Annotated in this window: 17 protein-coding genes; 11 read left to right on the forward strand and 6 right to left on the reverse strand. The window is 59.8% G+C overall.

Annotation, left to right across the window (positions count from 1 at the left end; all coding sequences use genetic code 11):
• The first annotated feature begins 23 nt into the window (after positions 1-23).
• From hslO to ACJ8J5_RS22570, 4 genes are all read left to right on the forward strand, one after another.
• On the forward strand, positions 24-902 hold the full coding sequence (gene hslO, locus ACJ8J5_RS22555) for an Hsp33 family molecular chaperone HslO (protein WP_147823723.1): 879 nt from the start codon (positions 24-26) through the stop codon (positions 900-902).
• A gap of 194 nt (positions 903-1,096) precedes the next feature.
• Positions 1,097-2,716, forward strand: coding sequence for a phosphoenolpyruvate carboxykinase (ATP) (pckA, locus tag ACJ8J5_RS22560; protein ID WP_043138920.1), 1,620 nt, complete (start codon positions 1,097-1,099; stop codon positions 2,714-2,716).
• 126 nt (positions 2,717-2,842) lie between these two features.
• A complete protein-coding gene (locus ACJ8J5_RS22565) occupies positions 2,843-3,106 on the forward strand; it encodes a FitA-like ribbon-helix-helix domain-containing protein (protein WP_004930730.1) in 264 nt (87 codons plus the stop codon).
• Positions 3,103-3,582 carry a type II toxin-antitoxin system VapC family toxin gene (locus tag ACJ8J5_RS22570; protein ID WP_016930378.1) on the forward strand — a complete coding sequence of 160 codons (480 nt, stop codon included), beginning with the start codon at positions 3,103-3,105 and terminating at the stop codon, positions 3,580-3,582. Before ACJ8J5_RS22565 ends, ACJ8J5_RS22570 begins: the two co-directional genes overlap by 4 nt.
• 32 nt (positions 3,583-3,614) lie before the next feature.
• Here the strand turns inward: ACJ8J5_RS22570 and envZ are convergent, their stop codons facing one another.
• From envZ to cbpA, 4 genes are all read right to left on the reverse strand, one after another.
• Positions 3,615-4,985: a two-component system sensor histidine kinase EnvZ gene (envZ, locus tag ACJ8J5_RS22575; RefSeq protein WP_015379311.1), complete on the reverse strand. Its 1,371-nt coding sequence runs from the start codon at positions 4,983-4,985 to the stop codon at positions 3,615-3,617.
• On the reverse strand, positions 4,982-5,701 hold the full coding sequence (gene ompR / locus ACJ8J5_RS22580; RefSeq protein WP_004709363.1) for an osmolarity response regulator transcription factor OmpR: 720 nt from the start codon (positions 5,699-5,701) through the stop codon (positions 4,982-4,984). The genes envZ and ompR overlap by 4 nt, the downstream gene beginning before the upstream one ends.
• 257 nt (positions 5,702-5,958) lie before the next feature.
• On the reverse strand, positions 5,959-6,264 hold the full coding sequence (locus tag ACJ8J5_RS22585) for a chaperone modulator CbpM (RefSeq protein WP_004930739.1): 306 nt from the start codon (positions 6,262-6,264) through the stop codon (positions 5,959-5,961).
• Between the two features lie 5 nt (positions 6,265-6,269).
• Positions 6,270-7,229 carry a curved DNA-binding protein gene (gene cbpA / locus ACJ8J5_RS22590; protein WP_414105007.1) on the reverse strand — a complete coding sequence of 320 codons (960 nt, stop codon included), beginning with the start codon at positions 7,227-7,229 and terminating at the stop codon, positions 6,270-6,272.
• Between the two features lie 231 nt (positions 7,230-7,460).
• On the opposite strand from cbpA, the gene greB reads away from it, so the two are divergent.
• From greB to ACJ8J5_RS22615, 5 genes are all read left to right on the forward strand, one after another.
• Positions 7,461-7,934, forward strand: coding sequence for a transcription elongation factor GreB (greB, locus tag ACJ8J5_RS22595; protein WP_038878177.1), 474 nt, complete (start codon positions 7,461-7,463; stop codon positions 7,932-7,934).
• Positions 7,935-8,092: 158 nt separating this feature from the next.
• Entirely contained in the window at positions 8,093-10,426 is a 2,334-nt protein-coding gene (locus ACJ8J5_RS22600; protein ID WP_442520500.1) for a Tex family protein, read from the forward strand.
• Positions 10,427-11,032: 606 nt separating this feature from the next.
• Entirely contained in the window at positions 11,033-11,257 is a 225-nt protein-coding gene (gene feoA, locus ACJ8J5_RS22605) for a ferrous iron transporter A (RefSeq protein ID WP_025304553.1), read from the forward strand.
• Between the two features lie 62 nt (positions 11,258-11,319).
• Positions 11,320-13,635 (forward strand): Fe(2+) transporter permease subunit FeoB, encoded by a 2,316-nt coding sequence (gene feoB, locus ACJ8J5_RS22610; protein ID WP_414105009.1) that lies wholly within the window; start codon positions 11,320-11,322, stop codon positions 13,633-13,635.
• Entirely contained in the window at positions 13,635-13,874 is a 240-nt protein-coding gene (locus tag ACJ8J5_RS22615; protein WP_025304555.1) for a FeoC-like transcriptional regulator, read from the forward strand. Before feoB ends, ACJ8J5_RS22615 begins: the two co-directional genes overlap by 1 nt.
• A 41-nt stretch (positions 13,875-13,915) precedes the next feature.
• Here the strand turns inward: ACJ8J5_RS22615 and ACJ8J5_RS22620 are convergent, their stop codons facing one another.
• Both ACJ8J5_RS22620 and bioH read right to left on the reverse strand, forming a co-directional pair.
• Positions 13,916-14,200 (reverse strand): YdgH/BhsA/McbA-like domain containing protein, encoded by a 285-nt coding sequence (locus ACJ8J5_RS22620; protein ID WP_004930765.1) that lies wholly within the window; start codon positions 14,198-14,200, stop codon positions 13,916-13,918.
• A 270-nt stretch (positions 14,201-14,470) separates the two neighbouring features.
• Positions 14,471-15,241 (reverse strand): pimeloyl-ACP methyl ester esterase BioH, encoded by a 771-nt coding sequence (bioH, locus tag ACJ8J5_RS22625; protein ID WP_414105010.1) that lies wholly within the window; start codon positions 15,239-15,241, stop codon positions 14,471-14,473.
• Positions 15,242-15,281: 40 nt separating this feature from the next.
• Here bioH and gntX point away from each other — a divergent pair, with 40 nt between their 5' ends.
• Both gntX and nfuA read left to right on the forward strand, forming a co-directional pair.
• Entirely contained in the window at positions 15,282-15,965 is a 684-nt protein-coding gene (gene gntX / locus ACJ8J5_RS22630; RefSeq protein ID WP_025304557.1) for a DNA utilization protein GntX, read from the forward strand.
• Positions 15,966-16,023: 58 nt separating this feature from the next.
• Positions 16,024-16,599: a Fe-S biogenesis protein NfuA gene (nfuA, locus tag ACJ8J5_RS22635; RefSeq protein ID WP_025304558.1), complete on the forward strand. Its 576-nt coding sequence runs from the start codon at positions 16,024-16,026 to the stop codon at positions 16,597-16,599.
• The last annotated feature ends 100 nt before the right edge of the window (positions 16,600-16,699 follow it).

Raw genomic sequence — 16,699 nt, forward strand, 5'->3', positions numbered from 1 at the left:
CCTCACCGTAATGAGAGAAGATTATGTCCAACCATGACCAATTGCACCGTTACCTGTTTGAAAACTACGCGGTGCGCGGCGAGCTGGTTACCGTCAGCGAAACCTATCAGCAGATCCTGAACAACCACGACTACCCGGCGCCGGTGCAAAAGCTGCTGGGTGAACTGCTGGTCGCCACCAGTCTGTTGACCGCAACCCTGAAGTTCGACGGCGACATCACCGTGCAGCTGCAGGGCGACGGCCCGCTGAAGCTGGCCGTGATCAACGGCAACAACCGCCAGGAGATGCGTGGCGTTGCGCGCACCCAGGCGCCTATCGCCGACGACAGCACCCTGCATCAGATGATCGGCAACGGCGTCATGGTCATCACCATTTCCCCGACGGAAGGCGAGCGCTATCAGGGCGTGGTCGGCCTGGAAGGTGAAACCCTGGCAGAATGCCTGGAAGCCTACTTCCGCCAGTCCGAGCAGCTGCCAACCCGCCTGTTCATCCGCACCGGCGAAGTGGAAGGCAATGCCGCAGCAGCCGGTATGCTGCTGCAGGTGCTGCCGGCGCAGGACGGCAACCTCGATGATTTCGATCATCTGGTGCAACTGACCAACACGGTCAAAAGCGAAGAGCTGTTCGGCCTGCCGGCCAACGAAGTGTTGTACCGCCTGTACCATCAGGAAGAGGTCACCTTGTACGAACCGCAGGACGTGCAGTTCCGTTGCACCTGTTCGCGCCAGCGTTGCGCCGACGCGCTGATGACCCTGCCGACCGATGAAGTGGCGGACATGCTGGAGCAGGACGGTAATATCGACATGCACTGCGACTACTGTGGCAGCCACTATGTCTTTGACCCGGTTGATGTTGCCGCGTTGTATGCGGGTAACACCAGTGAAAGCGACCAGTTGCACTAAGTAACACCTTTTCGGCGGGCGCCCCCGGCGCCCGCCAACGCCCGCCGTTTGCACGTTTGCTTTTTTCCGTGTGCTATCTCTCAGATCGTAACGAAATACCGCCTAAAACGTTAAATATTTGATACCCATCGCGGTTACTCACCGTTAGATCCCTACAATTGCCGCCAGAAATTCTGTGACCAAGGAGTAGTAACATGCGCGTTAAAGGTATAACCCCTCAGGATCTGGCCGCTTACGGCATTCACGACGTTAGCGAAATCGTTCACAACCCGAGCTATGAACTGCTGTTTAAGGAAGAAACAGACCCATCTCTGGAAGGTTTTGAGCGTGGGGTAGTCACCAAGCTGGGTGCCGTCTCCGTCGATACCGGCATCTTCACCGGCCGTTCGCCGAAAGACAAATACATCGTCCGCGACGACATCACCCGCGATACCGTGTGGTGGGCCGATCAGGGCAAAGGCAAAAACGACAACAAACCTCTCAGCCCGGAAGTGTGGGCCGATCTGAAACACCTGGTCACCGAGCAGCTTTCCGGCAAACGTCTGTTCGTGGTGGATACCTTCTGCGGCGCCAACGCTGACTCGCGCCTGAAAGTGCGTTTCATCACCGAGGTGGCCTGGCAGGCGCACTTCGTGAAAAACATGTTCATCCGCCCGAGCGACGACGAGCTGGCTGACTTCGAGCCGGACTTCGTGGTGATGAACGGCGCCAAATGCACCAACCCGAACTGGCAGCAACAAGGCCTGAACTCGGAGAACTTCGTCGCCTTCAACCTGACCGAGCGCATGCAGCTGATCGGCGGCACCTGGTACGGCGGCGAAATGAAGAAAGGCATGTTCTCGATGATGAACTACCTGCTGCCGCTGAAAGGCATCGCTTCGATGCACTGCTCGGCCAACGTGGGCGAGAAAGGCGACGTGGCGGTGTTCTTCGGCCTGTCCGGTACCGGCAAGACCACCCTTTCCACCGATCCTAAGCGTCAGCTGATCGGCGATGACGAGCACGGCTGGGACGACGACGGCGTGTTTAACTTCGAAGGCGGCTGCTACGCCAAGACCATCAAGCTGTCTGAAGAAGCCGAGCCGGACATCTATCACGCCATCAAACGCGACGCGCTGCTGGAAAACGTCACCGTGCTGGCCGACGGCAGCATCGACTTCAACGACGGTTCGAAAACCGAGAACACCCGCGTTTCTTACCCGATCTACCATATCCAAAACATCGTCAAGCCGGTGTCCAAAGCGGGTCACGCCACCAAAGTGATCTTCCTGACCGCCGACGCCTTCGGCGTGTTGCCGCCGGTATCGCGTCTGACCGCCAACCAGACTCAGTATCACTTCCTGTCCGGTTTCACCGCCAAATTGGCCGGCACCGAACGCGGCGTAACCGAGCCAACGCCAACCTTCTCCGCCTGCTTCGGCGCTGCGTTCCTGTCACTGCACCCGACGCAGTACGCCGAAGTGTTGGTGAAACGCATGCAGGCCGCCGGCGCCCAGGCTTACCTGGTCAACACCGGCTGGAACGGCACCGGCAAACGCATCTCGATCAAAGATACGCGCGGCATCATCGACGCCATCCTGAGCGGTGAAATCGACAAGGCGGAAACCGTTACCCTGCCAATCTTCGATCTGGCGATGCCGACCGCGCTGCCGGGCGTGAACCCAGAGATCCTCGATCCGCGCAATACCTACGCCAGCCTCGAGCAGTGGCAGGAAAAAGCGCAGGATCTGGCCGAGCGCTTCATCACCAACTTCGACAAATACACCGACACGCCTGCGGGCGCCGCGCTGGTTAGCGCCGGCCCGAAGCTGTAATTCGGTAGCGTTACCTCTTCAGCTAAGGCGCGGATCCCGCGCCTTTTTTTATTTTCATCGATTGCTTTTTAACCAGCAAGGCGAGAAAATAAGTCAATGCAATCATTGATAGCAAAGGAGGTTTAAATGGCGACTATCACCGTCAGAAATCTGGACGACGAAATCAAAGAGCTGCTGCGTATCTCAGCGGCGAAAAACGGCCATTCTATGGAAGAGGAAGCGCGCATGATCCTGAAGCAGGCGCTGGTGAAAAAGCCGCCTCGCTATGGATTGGGTACCTGGATGCATCAGCACTTCGCCGAATTCGGCGGCGTTGAGCTGGAGATCCCACCGCGTGACGCCGTGCCGCCACGCATCGTCACCTTTGATGATGAAGATGACAACGCATGATCATTATCGACACCAACGTCATTTCAGAAACGCTGCGTCCCAGCCCGTACTACAACGTCATTAACTGGTTAAATGAAAAGGACAATGACGAGCTCTATCTCAGCGCCATTGTCCTCGCCGAACTGTTCAGCGGCGTCGCCTGCATGCCTGACGGCAAGCGCCAGCGGGATCTCAAGCTGAAATTGGCGGACGCCATTGAATTGAAGTTCGAGGGGCAGATATTACCGTTTGATGGGCTGTGCGCGATGCAATACGCGGAATTGACGGCAAGGAATCGGCTGCTGGGTAAAGCGATGAGCGTGCCGGATACCCAAATCGCCGCCACCTGCCTGCATTACGGTGCCGCCCTGGCCACCCGCAATACCAAAGACTTCCTCCACTGCGGTATCGAATTAATCGATCCGTGGCAGGCGCCGACCGGCCGCCGGTTGCATGAGGATGCGGCGGAATACTACGTGATGAGCAGAAAGTCCTGACGGGGCCGCAGCGGCGCGGCCCACATCAGAGGTCAGGCGTTTTCCCTGGCCGTTTGATGACCGTTGGTCGACTCTTTTTTCTCCATCGGCAACGGAATATACGCGCGGATCAAAAGCCCGCCGCGCTCGCTGGTGCCGATATCCAGTTCGCCGTCATGCGCGTCGATAATACGCTGCACGATCGCCAGCCCCAGACCGGTGCCGCTGGTGCTGCGCGCGCTGTCACCGCGTACGAACGGCTGCAGCAGGTGCTTCAACTCTTCCGGCTTGATGCCCGGGCCGTCATCTTCCACCTGGAACCAGCCGCGCTGCAGCTCGCGGCCGCTGCTGACCTTGATCCAACCGTTGCCGTAACGCGCCGCGTTCACCACCATGTTCACCGCCGCCCGCTTAATCGACAGTGGGTGCACGTTCATCATCAGTTCGCCCGGTGACAACGCGGTTTCAATCACCCGCTCATAACCGCTCTCCGCCGCAACCACCTCGCCCAAAATGGCGTTCAGGTCGCTGCTTTCGGTCGGCATCTCCTGCCCGGTGCGCAGATAATCGATGAACTGCTCGATGATGGCGTTGCACTCTTCGATGTCTTTATTGATCGACTCTGCCAGATAACCGTCTTCGGCGCTCATCATCTCCGTCGCCAGCCGGATACGCGTCAACGGCGTGCGCAGATCATGGCTGACCCCGGCCATCAGCAAGGTGCGATCGTCCGCCAGCTGCTTGACGCCCGACGCCATCTGATTGAATGCGCGAGTCACCGACCGCACTTCGGAAGCCCCATACTCGCGCAGCGGCGGCGGAATAATCCCTTTGCCCACCTGCAGCGCCGCATGTTCCAGCTCCACCAGCGGGCGGTTTTGAATACGAATAAACAGCCAGGCACCGCCGATCGCGAGCAGCATGATCGCCAGCGTATAACGGAACAGCGGAGAGAAGTCGCCCTGATGGATTTCCGTCAGCGGTACGCGCACCCAGATATCGGGCTGCAGCCAGGTTTTCAGCCACACCACCGGGGAGTTCTTGTTCACCTCCACCCGCACATCGGTCGGCCCGCCGAGCTGCTGCGCCATCTGCTGGCTGAGGAACTGGTAGTGCTGCGCCCAGCGCAGGCCGCTCTCCTCCGCCGCCGAGTTGGTGTAGAGAGAAATGCCCAACTCGCGGTAGATCTCACGACGGAACGCCGGCGGCACTTCCAACAGCGTGCCGTCCTCCAGCTGCAGCCGATCGGTCATCAGCATACGCACTTCGTAAGCCAGTACCTTGTTGAACTGCTGCAGGCTGGGCAGGATGGCGAAGTTCAGCACCACCAGATAGGTCGTCACCAGGCTGACGAACAGCAAAGTGACGATCAACAACAGGGTTCGGGCAAACGAGCTACGCGGTGAAAAGCGCAATCGCCTCATGCCTTGCTGCCGTCCGGGACGAAGACGTAGCCGAGACCCCACACGGTCTGGATATAACGCGGATGCGCCGGATCTTCTTCAACCATGCGGCGCAGACGAGAGATCTGCACGTCGATGGAGCGCTCCATGGCGCTGTATTCGCGGCCACGCGCCAGATTCATCAGCTTATCGCGCGACAGCGGTTCACGCGGGTGGCTGACCAGCGCCTTCAGTACCGCGAATTCGCCGCTGGTCAACGGCATCGGCTCGTCTTCGCGGAACATCTCGCGGGTGCCGAGGTTCAGTTTGAATTTGCCGAAAGCGATCACCGCCTCTTCCTGCGAAGGCGCGCCCGGCAGTTCGTTCGCCTGGCGGCGCAGCACCGCGCGGATACGAGCCAACAGCTCACGCGGGTTGAACGGTTTAGGAATGTAGTCGTCGGCGCCGATTTCCAGCCCCACGATGCGATCGACCTCTTCGCCTTTCGCGGTGACCATAATGATCGGCATCGGGTTGCTCTGGCTACGCAGACGGCGGCAGATGGACAGGCCGTCTTCGCCCGGCAACATCAGATCGAGCACCATCAAATGGAAGGATTCACGGGTCAGCAAGCGATCCATTTGCTCAGCGTTGGCAACGCTGCGAACCTGGAAGCCCTGTTCGGTTAAATAACGTTCTAAAAGCGCGCGCAGGCGCATGTCATCATCGACAACCAGGATCTTATGATTCTCTTGCATGGTATTACTCCCAAAGGCTTTATTGCCTGACTCGAATATTGTTAGAAAACCTTGCCATTTGAGACAGCGTTTAATGGTATGTATTCTAGACGAAATTGTTACAAAGCTTATTCTTTTCCCCATTTATCAACAATTTTCAGTGAATGTCGACGGGGGTTCGTCAAAATTTCGCCCTTTATCGGCACAATGTGGGGCAGCGGCCCAATTTTGTGCAATTTCGCCACCGGGGAAGCGCCCGGTGGCGTTCAGCTGTCGGGTCAGGAGGTCTGCAGGAAACGTGCCAGCTGCCTACGCAGCTGCCGGTTCTCTTGCTGTAGCGCATCAACCCGATCGAGCAGCGTCAGCGCCATGGCGATCCCCGGCCAGTCCAGATCCAGCTCGGCCCGCAGCCTGCGCGCGCGCTGCAGATGGCTCAGCGCCGGATAATCGAACTCCCAGCGCGGCTGCGCCGGCTCCAACGGCACGATCACGCCCAGGCCGACGATCTCGACCAGCTCATCCTCTGAAATCTCCACTCGCTGACACAGCTCCACCACGGTGAATGTGATCTCTTTCTTCATCATGTGCTTTACTCCCATTCCGCGCGCGGGTTGAACGCCGCCTGTTCAGCCAGCTCTCGCCACAGGGCGCTGGCCTTCTCGTTCGGCTTCGGCGGCATCACCACCTTGAGAATGACATACAGATCGCCGGGCTCTTTCTTGCCCGCCAGCCCTTTGCCTTTGACCCGCAGCCGTTTGCCGCTCTGGCTGCCGGCCGGCACGGTCAGCGCGATTTTTCCGGTCAGCGTCGGCACCTCGATGCTGGCACCCAGTGCCGCTTCCCACGGAGCGAGCGGCGCCACGATGCTCAGGTTGTGGCCATCTATCTCAAACAGCGGGTGCGGCGCGAGGCGGATGACCAGATACAGATCGCCGTTTTGGCCGCCGCCCACGCCGGCAACGCCCTGCCCCTTGAGGCGAATGCGCTCGCCGTCGCCCACGCCGGCCGGGATTTTCACGTTCAACGTTTTGTTGGCTTCGCTCACCTGCCGCCCCAGCTCGTCATACACCGGCAGCGTATAGGAGATCTCGCGGCTTTGGCCATGCAGCGTTTCCTCGAGGAACAGCGGCACCTCCATCTCGAGATCCTGGCCGCGGAAGCCATGCCCGCCGTGCGAGTGTGAAGCGGAGCGATGCCCGCCCGCCGCCCGGCCGCCGAACATGCTCTCGAAGAAATCGGAGAAATCTTGCGTGTCGGCGCCGCCGTGCCATGAAGCGCTCTGCTGATGGCCGCCGTGATCGCCGCGCGCCTGGCGACCAAAGTTCGGATCGTTCCGGTGCAGCCTGATCTGATCGTACTCGGCGCGGCGCTCTTCGTCCTTCAGCACCTCATAGGCTTCGGCCAGCGCCTTGAATTTGCTCTCGGCGTCGTCTTCGGTGCTCACGTCAGGGTGATATTTACGCGCCAGCCGGCGGTAGGCCGTTTTGATGGTTTTCAGATCGGCGTTGGGCTCGACGCCCATCGTGGCGTAATAATCTTTAAATTCCATGCGGTAATACCTTCAATGTGTTGGGTTGTGCGCCAAAATTCCTTGTCTCTCTCGCCAGATATCCTCCTTATCGTCACATTCCTTTTCCGCTATCGCTAAGCATACTCCCGATTGTTAAAAGCTGCGCAAACTGAATAAAAACCGTGCGACAAGGCGCAGGCCCGCGCGCCATTTCTAAAGCCCCCCGCATTCACGTACACTGTGGCGGTGGCCCCATAAAGATAAATCACGATGAGAACTCAACTGATAACCCGTGAAGGGTATGACAAGCTCAAACAAGAGCTGGATTACCTCTGGCGCGAAGAACGCCCCGAGGTGACCAAGAAAGTGACCTGGGCCGCCAGCCTGGGCGACAGAAGCGAAAACGCCGACTACCAGTACAACAAGAAGCGGCTGCGCGAAATTGACCGCCGCGTCCGCTATCTGACCAAATGCCTGGAGCAGCTGAAGATCGTCGATTACTCCCCGCAGCAGGAAGGCAAAGTGTTCTTCGGCGCCTGGGTGGAAGTAGAGAACGAAGACGGCGAGACCAAACGCTTTCGCATCGTCGGTTACGACGAGATCTTCGGCCGCAAGGATTACATCTCCATCGATGCGCCGATGGCGCGCGCCCTGCTGAAAAAAGAGGTCGGGGACGTCGCCACCGTCAATACGCCGCTGGGCGAGGCGCAGTGGTACGTGAACGAGATAGACTACCCGAAGTAAGCTTTCAGCTTTTTCCGAACCGCCGCCAACGCCGCCGCCTGAGCTGTTCTCCACGCCGCGGCCGCGCGGCGGCGGCCCGCTCCACTGGCATTTTCCCCGATCAATCCGTATAACTGTCCCCCTGTTTATTCACCGTTCTCAATACAGATACCAGACCTATGAATGACCCACTGAGCCGCATTATTGCAACAGAACTGCAGGCCCGGCCGGAGCAAGTCGACTCCGCCATCCGTCTGCTGGATGAAGGTAATACCGTGCCCTTTATTGCACGCTATCGTAAGGAAGTCACCGGGGGCCTGGACGACACCCAACTGCGCCAGCTGGAAACCCGCCTGGGTTATCTGCGTGAACTGGAAGATCGTCGCCAGACCATCCTGAAGTCGATCGATGAACAGGGCAAACTGACCGAACAGCTGGCGGGGGCGATCAACGCCACGCTGAGCAAGACCGAACTCGAAGACCTCTACCTGCCTTATAAACCGAAACGCCGCACCCGCGGCCAGATCGCTATCGAAGCCGGTCTGGAACCGTTGGCGGATGCACTATGGCAGGATCCGCAACAGCAGCCGGAACAACTGGCTGAACGCTACGTCGACGCCGACAAGGGCGTGGCGGACGTGAAAGCCGCCCTCGACGGCGCGCGCTATATCCTGATGGAGCGTTTCGCCGAAGATGCCTCGCTGCTGGCCAAGGTGCGCGACTACTTGTGGAAAAACGCCCATCTGGTGTCCAAAGTGGTCGAAGGCAAGGAAGAAGAAGGCGCCAAGTTCCGCGACTACTTCGATCACCACGAACCGATTTCTCAGGTGCCTTCGCACCGCGCGCTGGCGATGTTCCGCGGCCGCAACGAAGGCGTGCTGCAGCTGGCGCTGAACGCCGATCCGCAATTTGAGGAAGCGCCGCGCGAAAGCCAGGCGGAGCTGATCATCATCAATCACCTCAACCTGCGCCTGAACAACGCCCCGGCCGACGCCTGGCGCAAGGCAGTGGTCAACTGGACCTGGCGCATCAAGGTGTTGCTGCACCTGGAAACCGAGCTGATGGGCACGGTGCGCGAGCGCGCGGAAGATGAAGCGATCAACGTCTTCGCCCGCAACATGCATGACCTGCTGATGACCGCGCCAGCCGGCATGCGCGCCACCATGGGTCTCGATCCGGGCCTGCGCACCGGGGTGAAAGTCGCCGTGGTCGACGCGACCGGCAAGCTGGTCGCCACCGACACCGTCTACCCGCACACCGGGCAAGCGGCGAAAGCCGCCGCCATCGTCGCGGCGCTGTGCATCAAACACAATGTAGAGCTGGTGGCCATCGGCAACGGCACCGCTTCGCGTGAAACCGAGCGGTTCTATCTCGACCTGCAAAAGCAGTTCAGCGACGTCCGGGCGCAGAAAGTGATCGTCAGCGAAGCGGGCGCATCGGTGTACTCCGCGTCCGAACTGGCGGCGCTGGAATTCCCGGATCTCGACGTGTCGCTGCGCGGCGCGGTATCCATTGCCCGTCGCCTGCAGGATCCGCTGGCGGAGCTGGTGAAGATCGATCCGAAATCCATCGGCGTCGGCCAGTATCAGCACGACGTCAGCCAGAGCCAGTTGGCGAAGAAGCTGGATTCGGTGGTGGAAGACTGCGTGAACGCCGTCGGCGTCGATCTGAACACCGCGTCGGTCCCATTGCTGACCCGCGTGGCCGGCCTGACGCGCATGATGGCGCAGAACATCGTCAACTGGCGCGACGAGAACGGCCGCTTCAGCAACCGTGAACAGCTGTTGAAGGTCAGCCGTCTGGGGCCGAAGGCCTTCGAACAGTGCGCCGGCTTCCTGCGCATCAACCACGGCGACAACCCGCTGGATGCCTCCACCGTTCACCCGGAAGCCTACCCGGTGGTGCAGCGCATCCTGGCCGCCACCGAGCAGGCGCTGCAGGACCTGATGGGCAACGCCTCGGCGGTGCGCAGCCTGAAAGCGGTCGATTTCACCGACGACAAGTTCGGCGTGCCAACGGTCACCGACATCCTGAAAGAGCTGGAGAAGCCGGGCCGCGACCCGCGTCCGGAGTTCAAAACCGCGACCTTTGCCGAAGGCGTGGAAACCCTCAACGATCTGCAGCCGGGGATGATCCTGGAAGGGTCGGTCACTAACGTCACCAACTTCGGCGCCTTCGTGGATATCGGCGTGCATCAGGACGGCCTGGTGCACATCTCCTCGCTGGCGGACAAGTTCGTCGAAGATCCGCACACCGTGGTGAAGGCCGGCGACATCGTCAAAGTGAAGGTGATGGAAGTCGATCTGCAGCGCAAACGCATCGCGCTGAGCATGCGCCTGGATGAGCAACCGGGCGAAGGTTCACCGCGCCGCGGCGGCAACGCGCCAGCACAGGCACGCGACAACGCCAACCGTTCGGCGGGCGGCAACAAGGCCAAACCGCGCAATGCGACGCCGGCCGGCAACAGCGCCATGGGCGACGCGCTGGCAGCGGCGTTCGGCAAGAAACGCTAAGCCAGAGCCAACAGGGCGGAGCCTGCTCCGCCCTTTCTGATGAATAAAACTTGCGGCATTTCTTGACCCGTCTCAATAAACCATCATCTTTTTATTTCCCGTTCCTGCGTGACCGCCCTCCCATTATTCAGGCAACAAAAATGCCTTCTGCAGCCATTTATTAACAACTCCGTTAACACATATTTTTCATCTCGCGAATTGTGAGAGAAACACAAATGGTTACCGCTCGCATTACGGCGGAATAATGTTATCGAATTGCCTTTCAGCGGAAATAAATAAAGGGAAAAAACCATCGATATTTGCAAACGAGAAAACTCGGCTACAAATACGTAACTGATTTAACTCGCCATTCTCATTTGTTCCCAAGCGCAAGCAGTGATAAAACATCGTTAATCAAGACAACGCCATCAAAAACTGCCGTCACTATAATAATTGGTTACAATACCCTTACTTTTTGTATTGAACGCGATAATGATAATTACTATTATTTGCGCTCACTTTATTGCATGACCTTATGGATGAATACCGCCGACGGCGTGGCATTTTCGCCGGCAACGTCCAATTATCATCAGACCGATGTTCATCGGCACCCGGAAGGTTAATCACATGCAGCTTCAACCTAAACGCACGTATAAGATTGTCGGCTTTTCCGGTGAAATTGCGCCGGCCTACCGCCAGAAATTGTTATCGCTCGGCATGCTGCCCGGCTCTTCATTCGACGTGGTGCGCGTCGCGCCGTTGGGCGATCCGATAGAAATTAAAACTCGCCGCGTCAGCCTGGTGCTGCGCAGGAAGGATCTGGCGCTGCTGCAGCTCGACGGCCAGCCCTGACCTCCGTTTGCCGACGCGCTCTTGCGCCGGCGCTGTTCTCCTTCAAGACGACACGCTGAACTATGAAAAAACTCACCATCGGCTTAATCGGTAACCCGAACTCCGGCAAAACCACGCTGTTCAACCAGCTGACCGGCGCACGCCAACGGGTCGGCAACTGGGCGGGCGTGACGGTCGAACGCAAAGAAGGCCATTTCACCACCCCGCAATCCGCTGTGCGGCTGGTCGATTTGCCCGGCACCTACTCCCTGACCACCATTTCAGAGCAAACGTCGCTCGATGAGCAGATCGCCTGCCACTACATTTTGAGCGGCGACGCCGATCTGCTGATCAACGTGGTCGACGCCTCCAACCTGGAGCGCAACCTCTACCTGACGCTGCAATTGCTGGAGCTGGGCATCCCCTGCATCGTGGCGCTGAACATGCTCGACATCGCCAAAAGCCAGCATATCGATATCGACGTCGCCGCGCTGTCGGCGCGCCTCGGCTGCCCGGTAGTGCCGATGATCTCCACCCGCGCCGACGGCATCGGCGTGCTGAAACAGATGATCGACAATCATCGCATCAACGAACAGCAGGCGCTGGTGAACTACCCGCCGTTACTGCTGAAAGCGGTCGCCACGCTGAGCGACGCCATGCCGCAAACGCTGCCGGCGGTGCAACGCCGCTGGCTGGCATTGCAAATGCTGGAAGGCGACATCTACAGCCACCGGCTGGCCGGCCCCGCCGCCGCGCTGCTGCCTGCGGCCATTCAGGCGTTGCAACAGCAGGAGCAAGAAGACCCGGCGCTGGTGATCGCCGACGCGCGCTACCAGTCTATCGCCGCCCTGAGCGACGCGGTCAGCAACTCACAGCAGGCGATGCCCAACCGCCTGACCGACATGCTGGATAAAGTGATCCTCAACCGCTGGCTGGGCGTGCCGATCTTCCTGTTGGTGATGTACCTGATGTTCCTGCTGGCGATCAATATCGGCGGCGCGCTGCAGCCGATCTTCGATATCGGCTCGGCGGCGATCTTCATTCAGGGCATTCAGTGGCTCGGCTACACCCTGCACTTCCCCGGCTGGCTGACCGTATTCCTGGCGCAGGGCGTCGGCGGCGGCATCAACACCGTGCTGCCGCTGGTGCCGCAGATCGGCATGATGTACCTGTTCCTGTCATTCCTGGAAGACTCCGGCTACATGGCGCGCGCGGCGTTCGTGATGGATCGCCTGATGCAGGCGCTCGGGCTGCCGGGCAAATCCTTCGTGCCGCTGATCGTCGGCTTCGGTTGCAACGTGCCGTCCATCATGGGCGCCCGTACGCTGGACGCCCAGCGCGAGCGCCTGATCACCATCATGATGGCGCCGTTCATGTCGTGCGGCGCCCGTCTGGCGATCTTCGCGGTGTTCGCCGCCGCCTTCTTCGGCCAGGACGGTGCTGGGGTGGTGTTCTCGCTATACATGCTCGGCATCGCGGTGGCGATCCTGACCGGCCTGGTACTCAAATATACCCTCATGCGCGGCGAAGCCTCACCGTTCGTCATGGAGCTGCCGGTTTACCACGTGCCGCACCTGAAAAGCCTGCTGCTGCAAACCTGGCAGCGGTTGAAAGGCTTCGTGTTGCGCGCCGGTAAGGTGATCGTGGTGGCCAGCATATTCATTGGCGGCCTGAACAGCTTCTCGTTCAGCGGCAAAACGGTCGACAACATCAACGACTCCGCGCTGGCCTCGGTCTCCAAGGTGTTGACGCCGCTGCTGCAGCCGATGGGCGTCCACAGCGATAACTGGCAGGCCACCGTCGGCCTGGTGACCGGCGCGATGGCGAAAGAAGTGGTGGTCGGCACGCTGAATACGCTGTATACCGCCGAGCACATCAACAAAGAGGCGTTCGACGCCGCCAACTTCAACCTGCTCGATGAGCTGGGCGGCGCGCTGCAGGAAACCTGGGACGGCCTGAAAAACACCTTCAGCCTGAGCGTGCTGTCCAACCCGATCGAAGCCAGCAAGGGCGACGGCGAGATGGGCGTCGGTTCGATGGGCGTGATGAGCAGCAAATTCGGCTCCGGCATTTCCGCCTACAGCTACCTGATCTTCGTGCTGCTGTATGTGCCTTGCGTTTCGGTGATGGGCGCCATCGCCCGTGAATCTAGCCGCGGCTGGATGACCTTCTCTATCCTGTGGGGGCTGAACGTCGCCTACTCGCTGGCGACGCTGTTCTATCAGGCGGCGACCTTCAACCAACACCCGCAGTACAGCCTGACGGCGATCCTGGCGGTGGTGGTGGTGAACCTGCTGGTGCTGTTCGGACTGCGCCGGGCGCGCAGCCGCGTCACGGTGCGCCTGGGCAACGCCACGCCGGCGGCCTGTTGCCAGAGCGCCAAAGGGAGCTGTCACTGATGGCCAGGCTGCTGCAGGTGCGCGATGCGCTGGCGCTGCGCGGCAGCGCCCAGGCGCAGCAGCTCAGCCAATCGCTGGCGACGCCGTTGCCGCTGGTGCAGGCGATGCTGGATCGTTTGACGGCAATGGGGAAAGTGGAACGTATCGAACAGGATGGCGGCGCCTGTCTGAGCGGCAGTTGCAAAAGCTGCCCGCAGGGCCAGGGATGCAGCACGGTGTTCTACCGGCTGAAGGCCTGACGATCAGGGGCGCCGCAGCGGCGCCCCTTGCCGTTCAAGGCTTATTGCTTGTCTTTGTAAACTTCGGCGATGGCGCTGAATTTACCGTGTTCGCGGCCCGCCAGGATCACGTAGTATTGACCGCCCTTTTCGTCTGCCAGTTTGGACAGCTCTTCCTTGGCATCCATCGGTGACGTGGTTTCCGCCGTCGTGGTGACGGTGCCGATCTTCTCGTATTTACCCGGATTCTTATCCAGATCTTCCTTGGTCAGCAGGGTTGCCGCCATGGAGCCGAAAGACACCGAACCCAGCACTGCCGCTGCAATAATCATCTTCAATGATTTCATGACACTAACCTCTCAATGGATAATTTATCTGTTATGAAAGCCGTCAAGGATCCATGCGTAGTACCGCAGGCTGCCGCGACATCCTCAGGCCTCGTTGCTTTCCCTGACGGGGCCTGTTTCCCAGAGACGAAACGCCAAAATGAAAATCGCCGCACGCGGTCTTTTCATTTTGCAGCCAACGCATTGACTCACTAAGTATTGAACAGCTTTGTCTTTTATCCACCCGGCGGCGTTTTTTTTCGCGCTCTATCGTGCGTTTTCACGCTGCATTCAATGTGCTGCAATAAACGCTTCGATCATCGTCACAAATTCATCGGGATGAGAGATAAATGGCGCATGGGCGGCTTTGGCCACGATCTGCGACGTAGAGTTCGGCCAGTCGGCGTCGAGCAGCTCGGCGACCTTGCGCGGCACCAGCCCGTCCAGATAGCCGTAGATCCGCAGCAGCGGCAGCGTCAACTCCGCCAGCGGTGCACGCAGATCGGCTGTGCGCAAGATCTCCAGCCCACCGTTCAGCACCTCGACGCTCGGCGTCGGTTGGTTGAGCACCACCGCTTTCAGTTGGCGCGCATCCTGACGCGCGCTCTCGGTGCCCAGCGTCTGCAGCGCCAGAAAACGCTCGACGGTGCGCTGGAAATCCAGGCTCAGCTGATGCTGGAAACCGCTCAGCACGTCCGGGCGGATCCCCGGCCACTCATCGCGGGCGGCAAAGCACGGCGAGGAGGCTACGGTGATAAGCCCCTTGACTCGCTCGGGCTGCATCAGCGCCGCCTGGCTGGCCACCAGCCCACCGAGCGACCAGCCAAGCCACCAGGACTGCGGCGGGGCAGCCGCCAGCACGATTTCCGTCATCTGCTCCAGCGACAGGGCACCGACCCCCTGGCTACGGCCGTACCCCGGCAGATCGACCAGGTGCAGGCGAAAATGCGGCGTCAGTCGCGCCTGAATGCAACTCCACACTTCGGCGTTCAATCCCCAGCCGTGCAGCAGCACAAGATCGCGTTTGCCTTCGCCTATTGTTTGCCAGTACAGCGCTGTCATTGGTTATTGTCCTTTCATACTTATCCGTCACGGAGACGCTATGCTATCAATCCGCAGCCGTTGTTGGCTATGCCGACAACCGTTGAGCCTGATCCGTCATGGCATCTGCAGCTGTTGCCTGCGTCATCTGCCGGCCCACCCGCCGTGTTGCCCGCGCTGCGGATTGCCCGCCGGGAAGACGCGAACGCCCTGCGGCCGCTGCCTGCAACGGCCACCGCCCTGGCAACGGCTGGTGTTCGTCGGCGACTACGTTGCGCCCCTCAGCCAACTGGTAAAAAGGTTCAAGTTCCACCGCGCGCCCGAGCTGGCGCCGACGCTAGCGCGCCTGATGTTGTTGCGGTGGCAGCAGGCGCGCAGAGAGCAGTATCTGAACAGACCCGACCTGATTTTAGCGGTACCCTTGTATGCAACACGCTGCTGGCACCGTGGTTATAACCAGAGCGATCTGTTGGCCCGGCCGCTGGCGCGCTGGCTGGGCTGCACCTATCAGCCCGCCGCCTTGCGCCGGGTGCGCAAAACCGCCCCGCAACAGCGGCTGAGCGCCGGGGTACGCAGGCGCAATCTGCAACGCGCGTTCGTTTGCGTGGCATCGGTCGCCGGCCGGCATATCGCCCTGGTGGATGACGTGGTGACCACCGGCAGCACCGTCGCGCAGATAGCGGCGCTGCTGCAGCGGCAAGGCGCCGCCTCGGTGCAGATATGGTGCATTTGCCGCACGTTGTAGTGCCACGGCAATGGGCGTATTATAACCGACTATAGAAGTCAACTATTGAGCTAATGCTATGATCCGTATAACAGATACTGCACAGGAACACTTTGCCAAACTGCTGGCAAATCAAGAAGAAGGCACCCAAATCCGCGTATTCGTGATCAACCCGGGCACGCCGACGGCCGAATGCGGTGTCTCTTATTGCCCGCCGGACGCGGTAGAAGCGACGGATACCGAACTGAAGTTCGACAAACTGTCCGCCTATGTCGATGAGCTGAGCGCGCCGTATCTGGAAGACGCCGAAATCGACTTCGTGACCGACCAACTGGGTTCTCAGCTGACGCTGAAAGCGCCAAACGCCAAAATGCGCAAGGTCGATGACGACGCGCCGCTGATGGAGCGCGTGGAATACGTGCTGCAGTCGCAGATCAACCCACAGCTGGCGGGCCACGGCGGCCGCGTCACGCTGATGGAGATCACCGACGACAACATGGCAATCCTGCAGTTCGGCGGCGGTTGCAACGGTTGTTCGATGGTCGACGTCACGCTGAAAGAAGGCATCGAGAAAGAGCTGCTGCAGAAATTCCCGGAGCTGAAAGGCGTGCGTGACCTGACCGAGCACCAGCGCGGCGAGCACTCCTACTATTGATACCCTTCTTACTTGAAGTTGCAGCGTTGTTGGCCGCATGCGCGCACCCCAGTCACTTACTTAAGTAAGCTCCTGGGGATTTACGCACTTGCCGCCTAGC

This window comes from Serratia sp. CY43202 (assembly GCF_052168755.1).
GTDB classification, from domain to species: Bacteria; Pseudomonadota; Gammaproteobacteria; order Enterobacterales; family Enterobacteriaceae; genus Serratia; species Serratia bockelmannii.

What these genes read in the sequence shown, in the direction of transcription:
- hslO (WP_147823723.1), top strand. Translation starts at nt 24, where the DNA reads ATGTCCAACCATGACCAATTGCACCGTTACCTGTTTGAAAACTACGCG.
- pckA (WP_043138920.1), top strand. Translation starts at nt 1,097, where the DNA reads ATGCGCGTTAAAGGTATAACCCCTCAGGATCTGGCCGCTTACGGCATT.
- ACJ8J5_RS22565 (WP_004930730.1), top strand. Translation starts at nt 2,843, where the DNA reads ATGGCGACTATCACCGTCAGAAATCTGGACGACGAAATCAAAGAGCTG.
- ACJ8J5_RS22570 (WP_016930378.1), top strand. Translation starts at nt 3,103, where the DNA reads ATGATCATTATCGACACCAACGTCATTTCAGAAACGCTGCGTCCCAGC.
- envZ (WP_015379311.1), bottom strand. Translation starts at nt 4,985, where the DNA reads ATGAGGCGATTGCGCTTTTCACCGCGTAGCTCGTTTGCCCGAACCCTG.
- ompR (WP_004709363.1), bottom strand. Translation starts at nt 5,701, where the DNA reads ATGCAAGAGAATCATAAGATCCTGGTTGTCGATGATGACATGCGCCTG.
- ACJ8J5_RS22585 (WP_004930739.1), bottom strand. Translation starts at nt 6,264, where the DNA reads ATGATGAAGAAAGAGATCACATTCACCGTGGTGGAGCTGTGTCAGCGA.
- cbpA (WP_414105007.1), bottom strand. Translation starts at nt 7,229, where the DNA reads ATGGAATTTAAAGATTATTACGCCACGATGGGCGTCGAGCCCAACGCC.
- greB (WP_038878177.1), top strand. Translation starts at nt 7,461, where the DNA reads ATGAGAACTCAACTGATAACCCGTGAAGGGTATGACAAGCTCAAACAA.
- ACJ8J5_RS22600 (WP_442520500.1), top strand. Translation starts at nt 8,093, where the DNA reads ATGAATGACCCACTGAGCCGCATTATTGCAACAGAACTGCAGGCCCGG.
- feoA (WP_025304553.1), top strand. Translation starts at nt 11,033, where the DNA reads ATGCAGCTTCAACCTAAACGCACGTATAAGATTGTCGGCTTTTCCGGT.
- feoB (WP_414105009.1), top strand. Translation starts at nt 11,320, where the DNA reads ATGAAAAAACTCACCATCGGCTTAATCGGTAACCCGAACTCCGGCAAA.
- ACJ8J5_RS22615 (WP_025304555.1), top strand. Translation starts at nt 13,635, where the DNA reads ATGGCCAGGCTGCTGCAGGTGCGCGATGCGCTGGCGCTGCGCGGCAGC.
- ACJ8J5_RS22620 (WP_004930765.1), bottom strand. Translation starts at nt 14,200, where the DNA reads ATGAAATCATTGAAGATGATTATTGCAGCGGCAGTGCTGGGTTCGGTG.
- bioH (WP_414105010.1), bottom strand. Translation starts at nt 15,241, where the DNA reads ATGACAGCGCTGTACTGGCAAACAATAGGCGAAGGCAAACGCGATCTT.
- gntX (WP_025304557.1), top strand. Translation starts at nt 15,282, where the DNA reads ATGCTATCAATCCGCAGCCGTTGTTGGCTATGCCGACAACCGTTGAGC.
- nfuA (WP_025304558.1), top strand. Translation starts at nt 16,024, where the DNA reads ATGATCCGTATAACAGATACTGCACAGGAACACTTTGCCAAACTGCTG.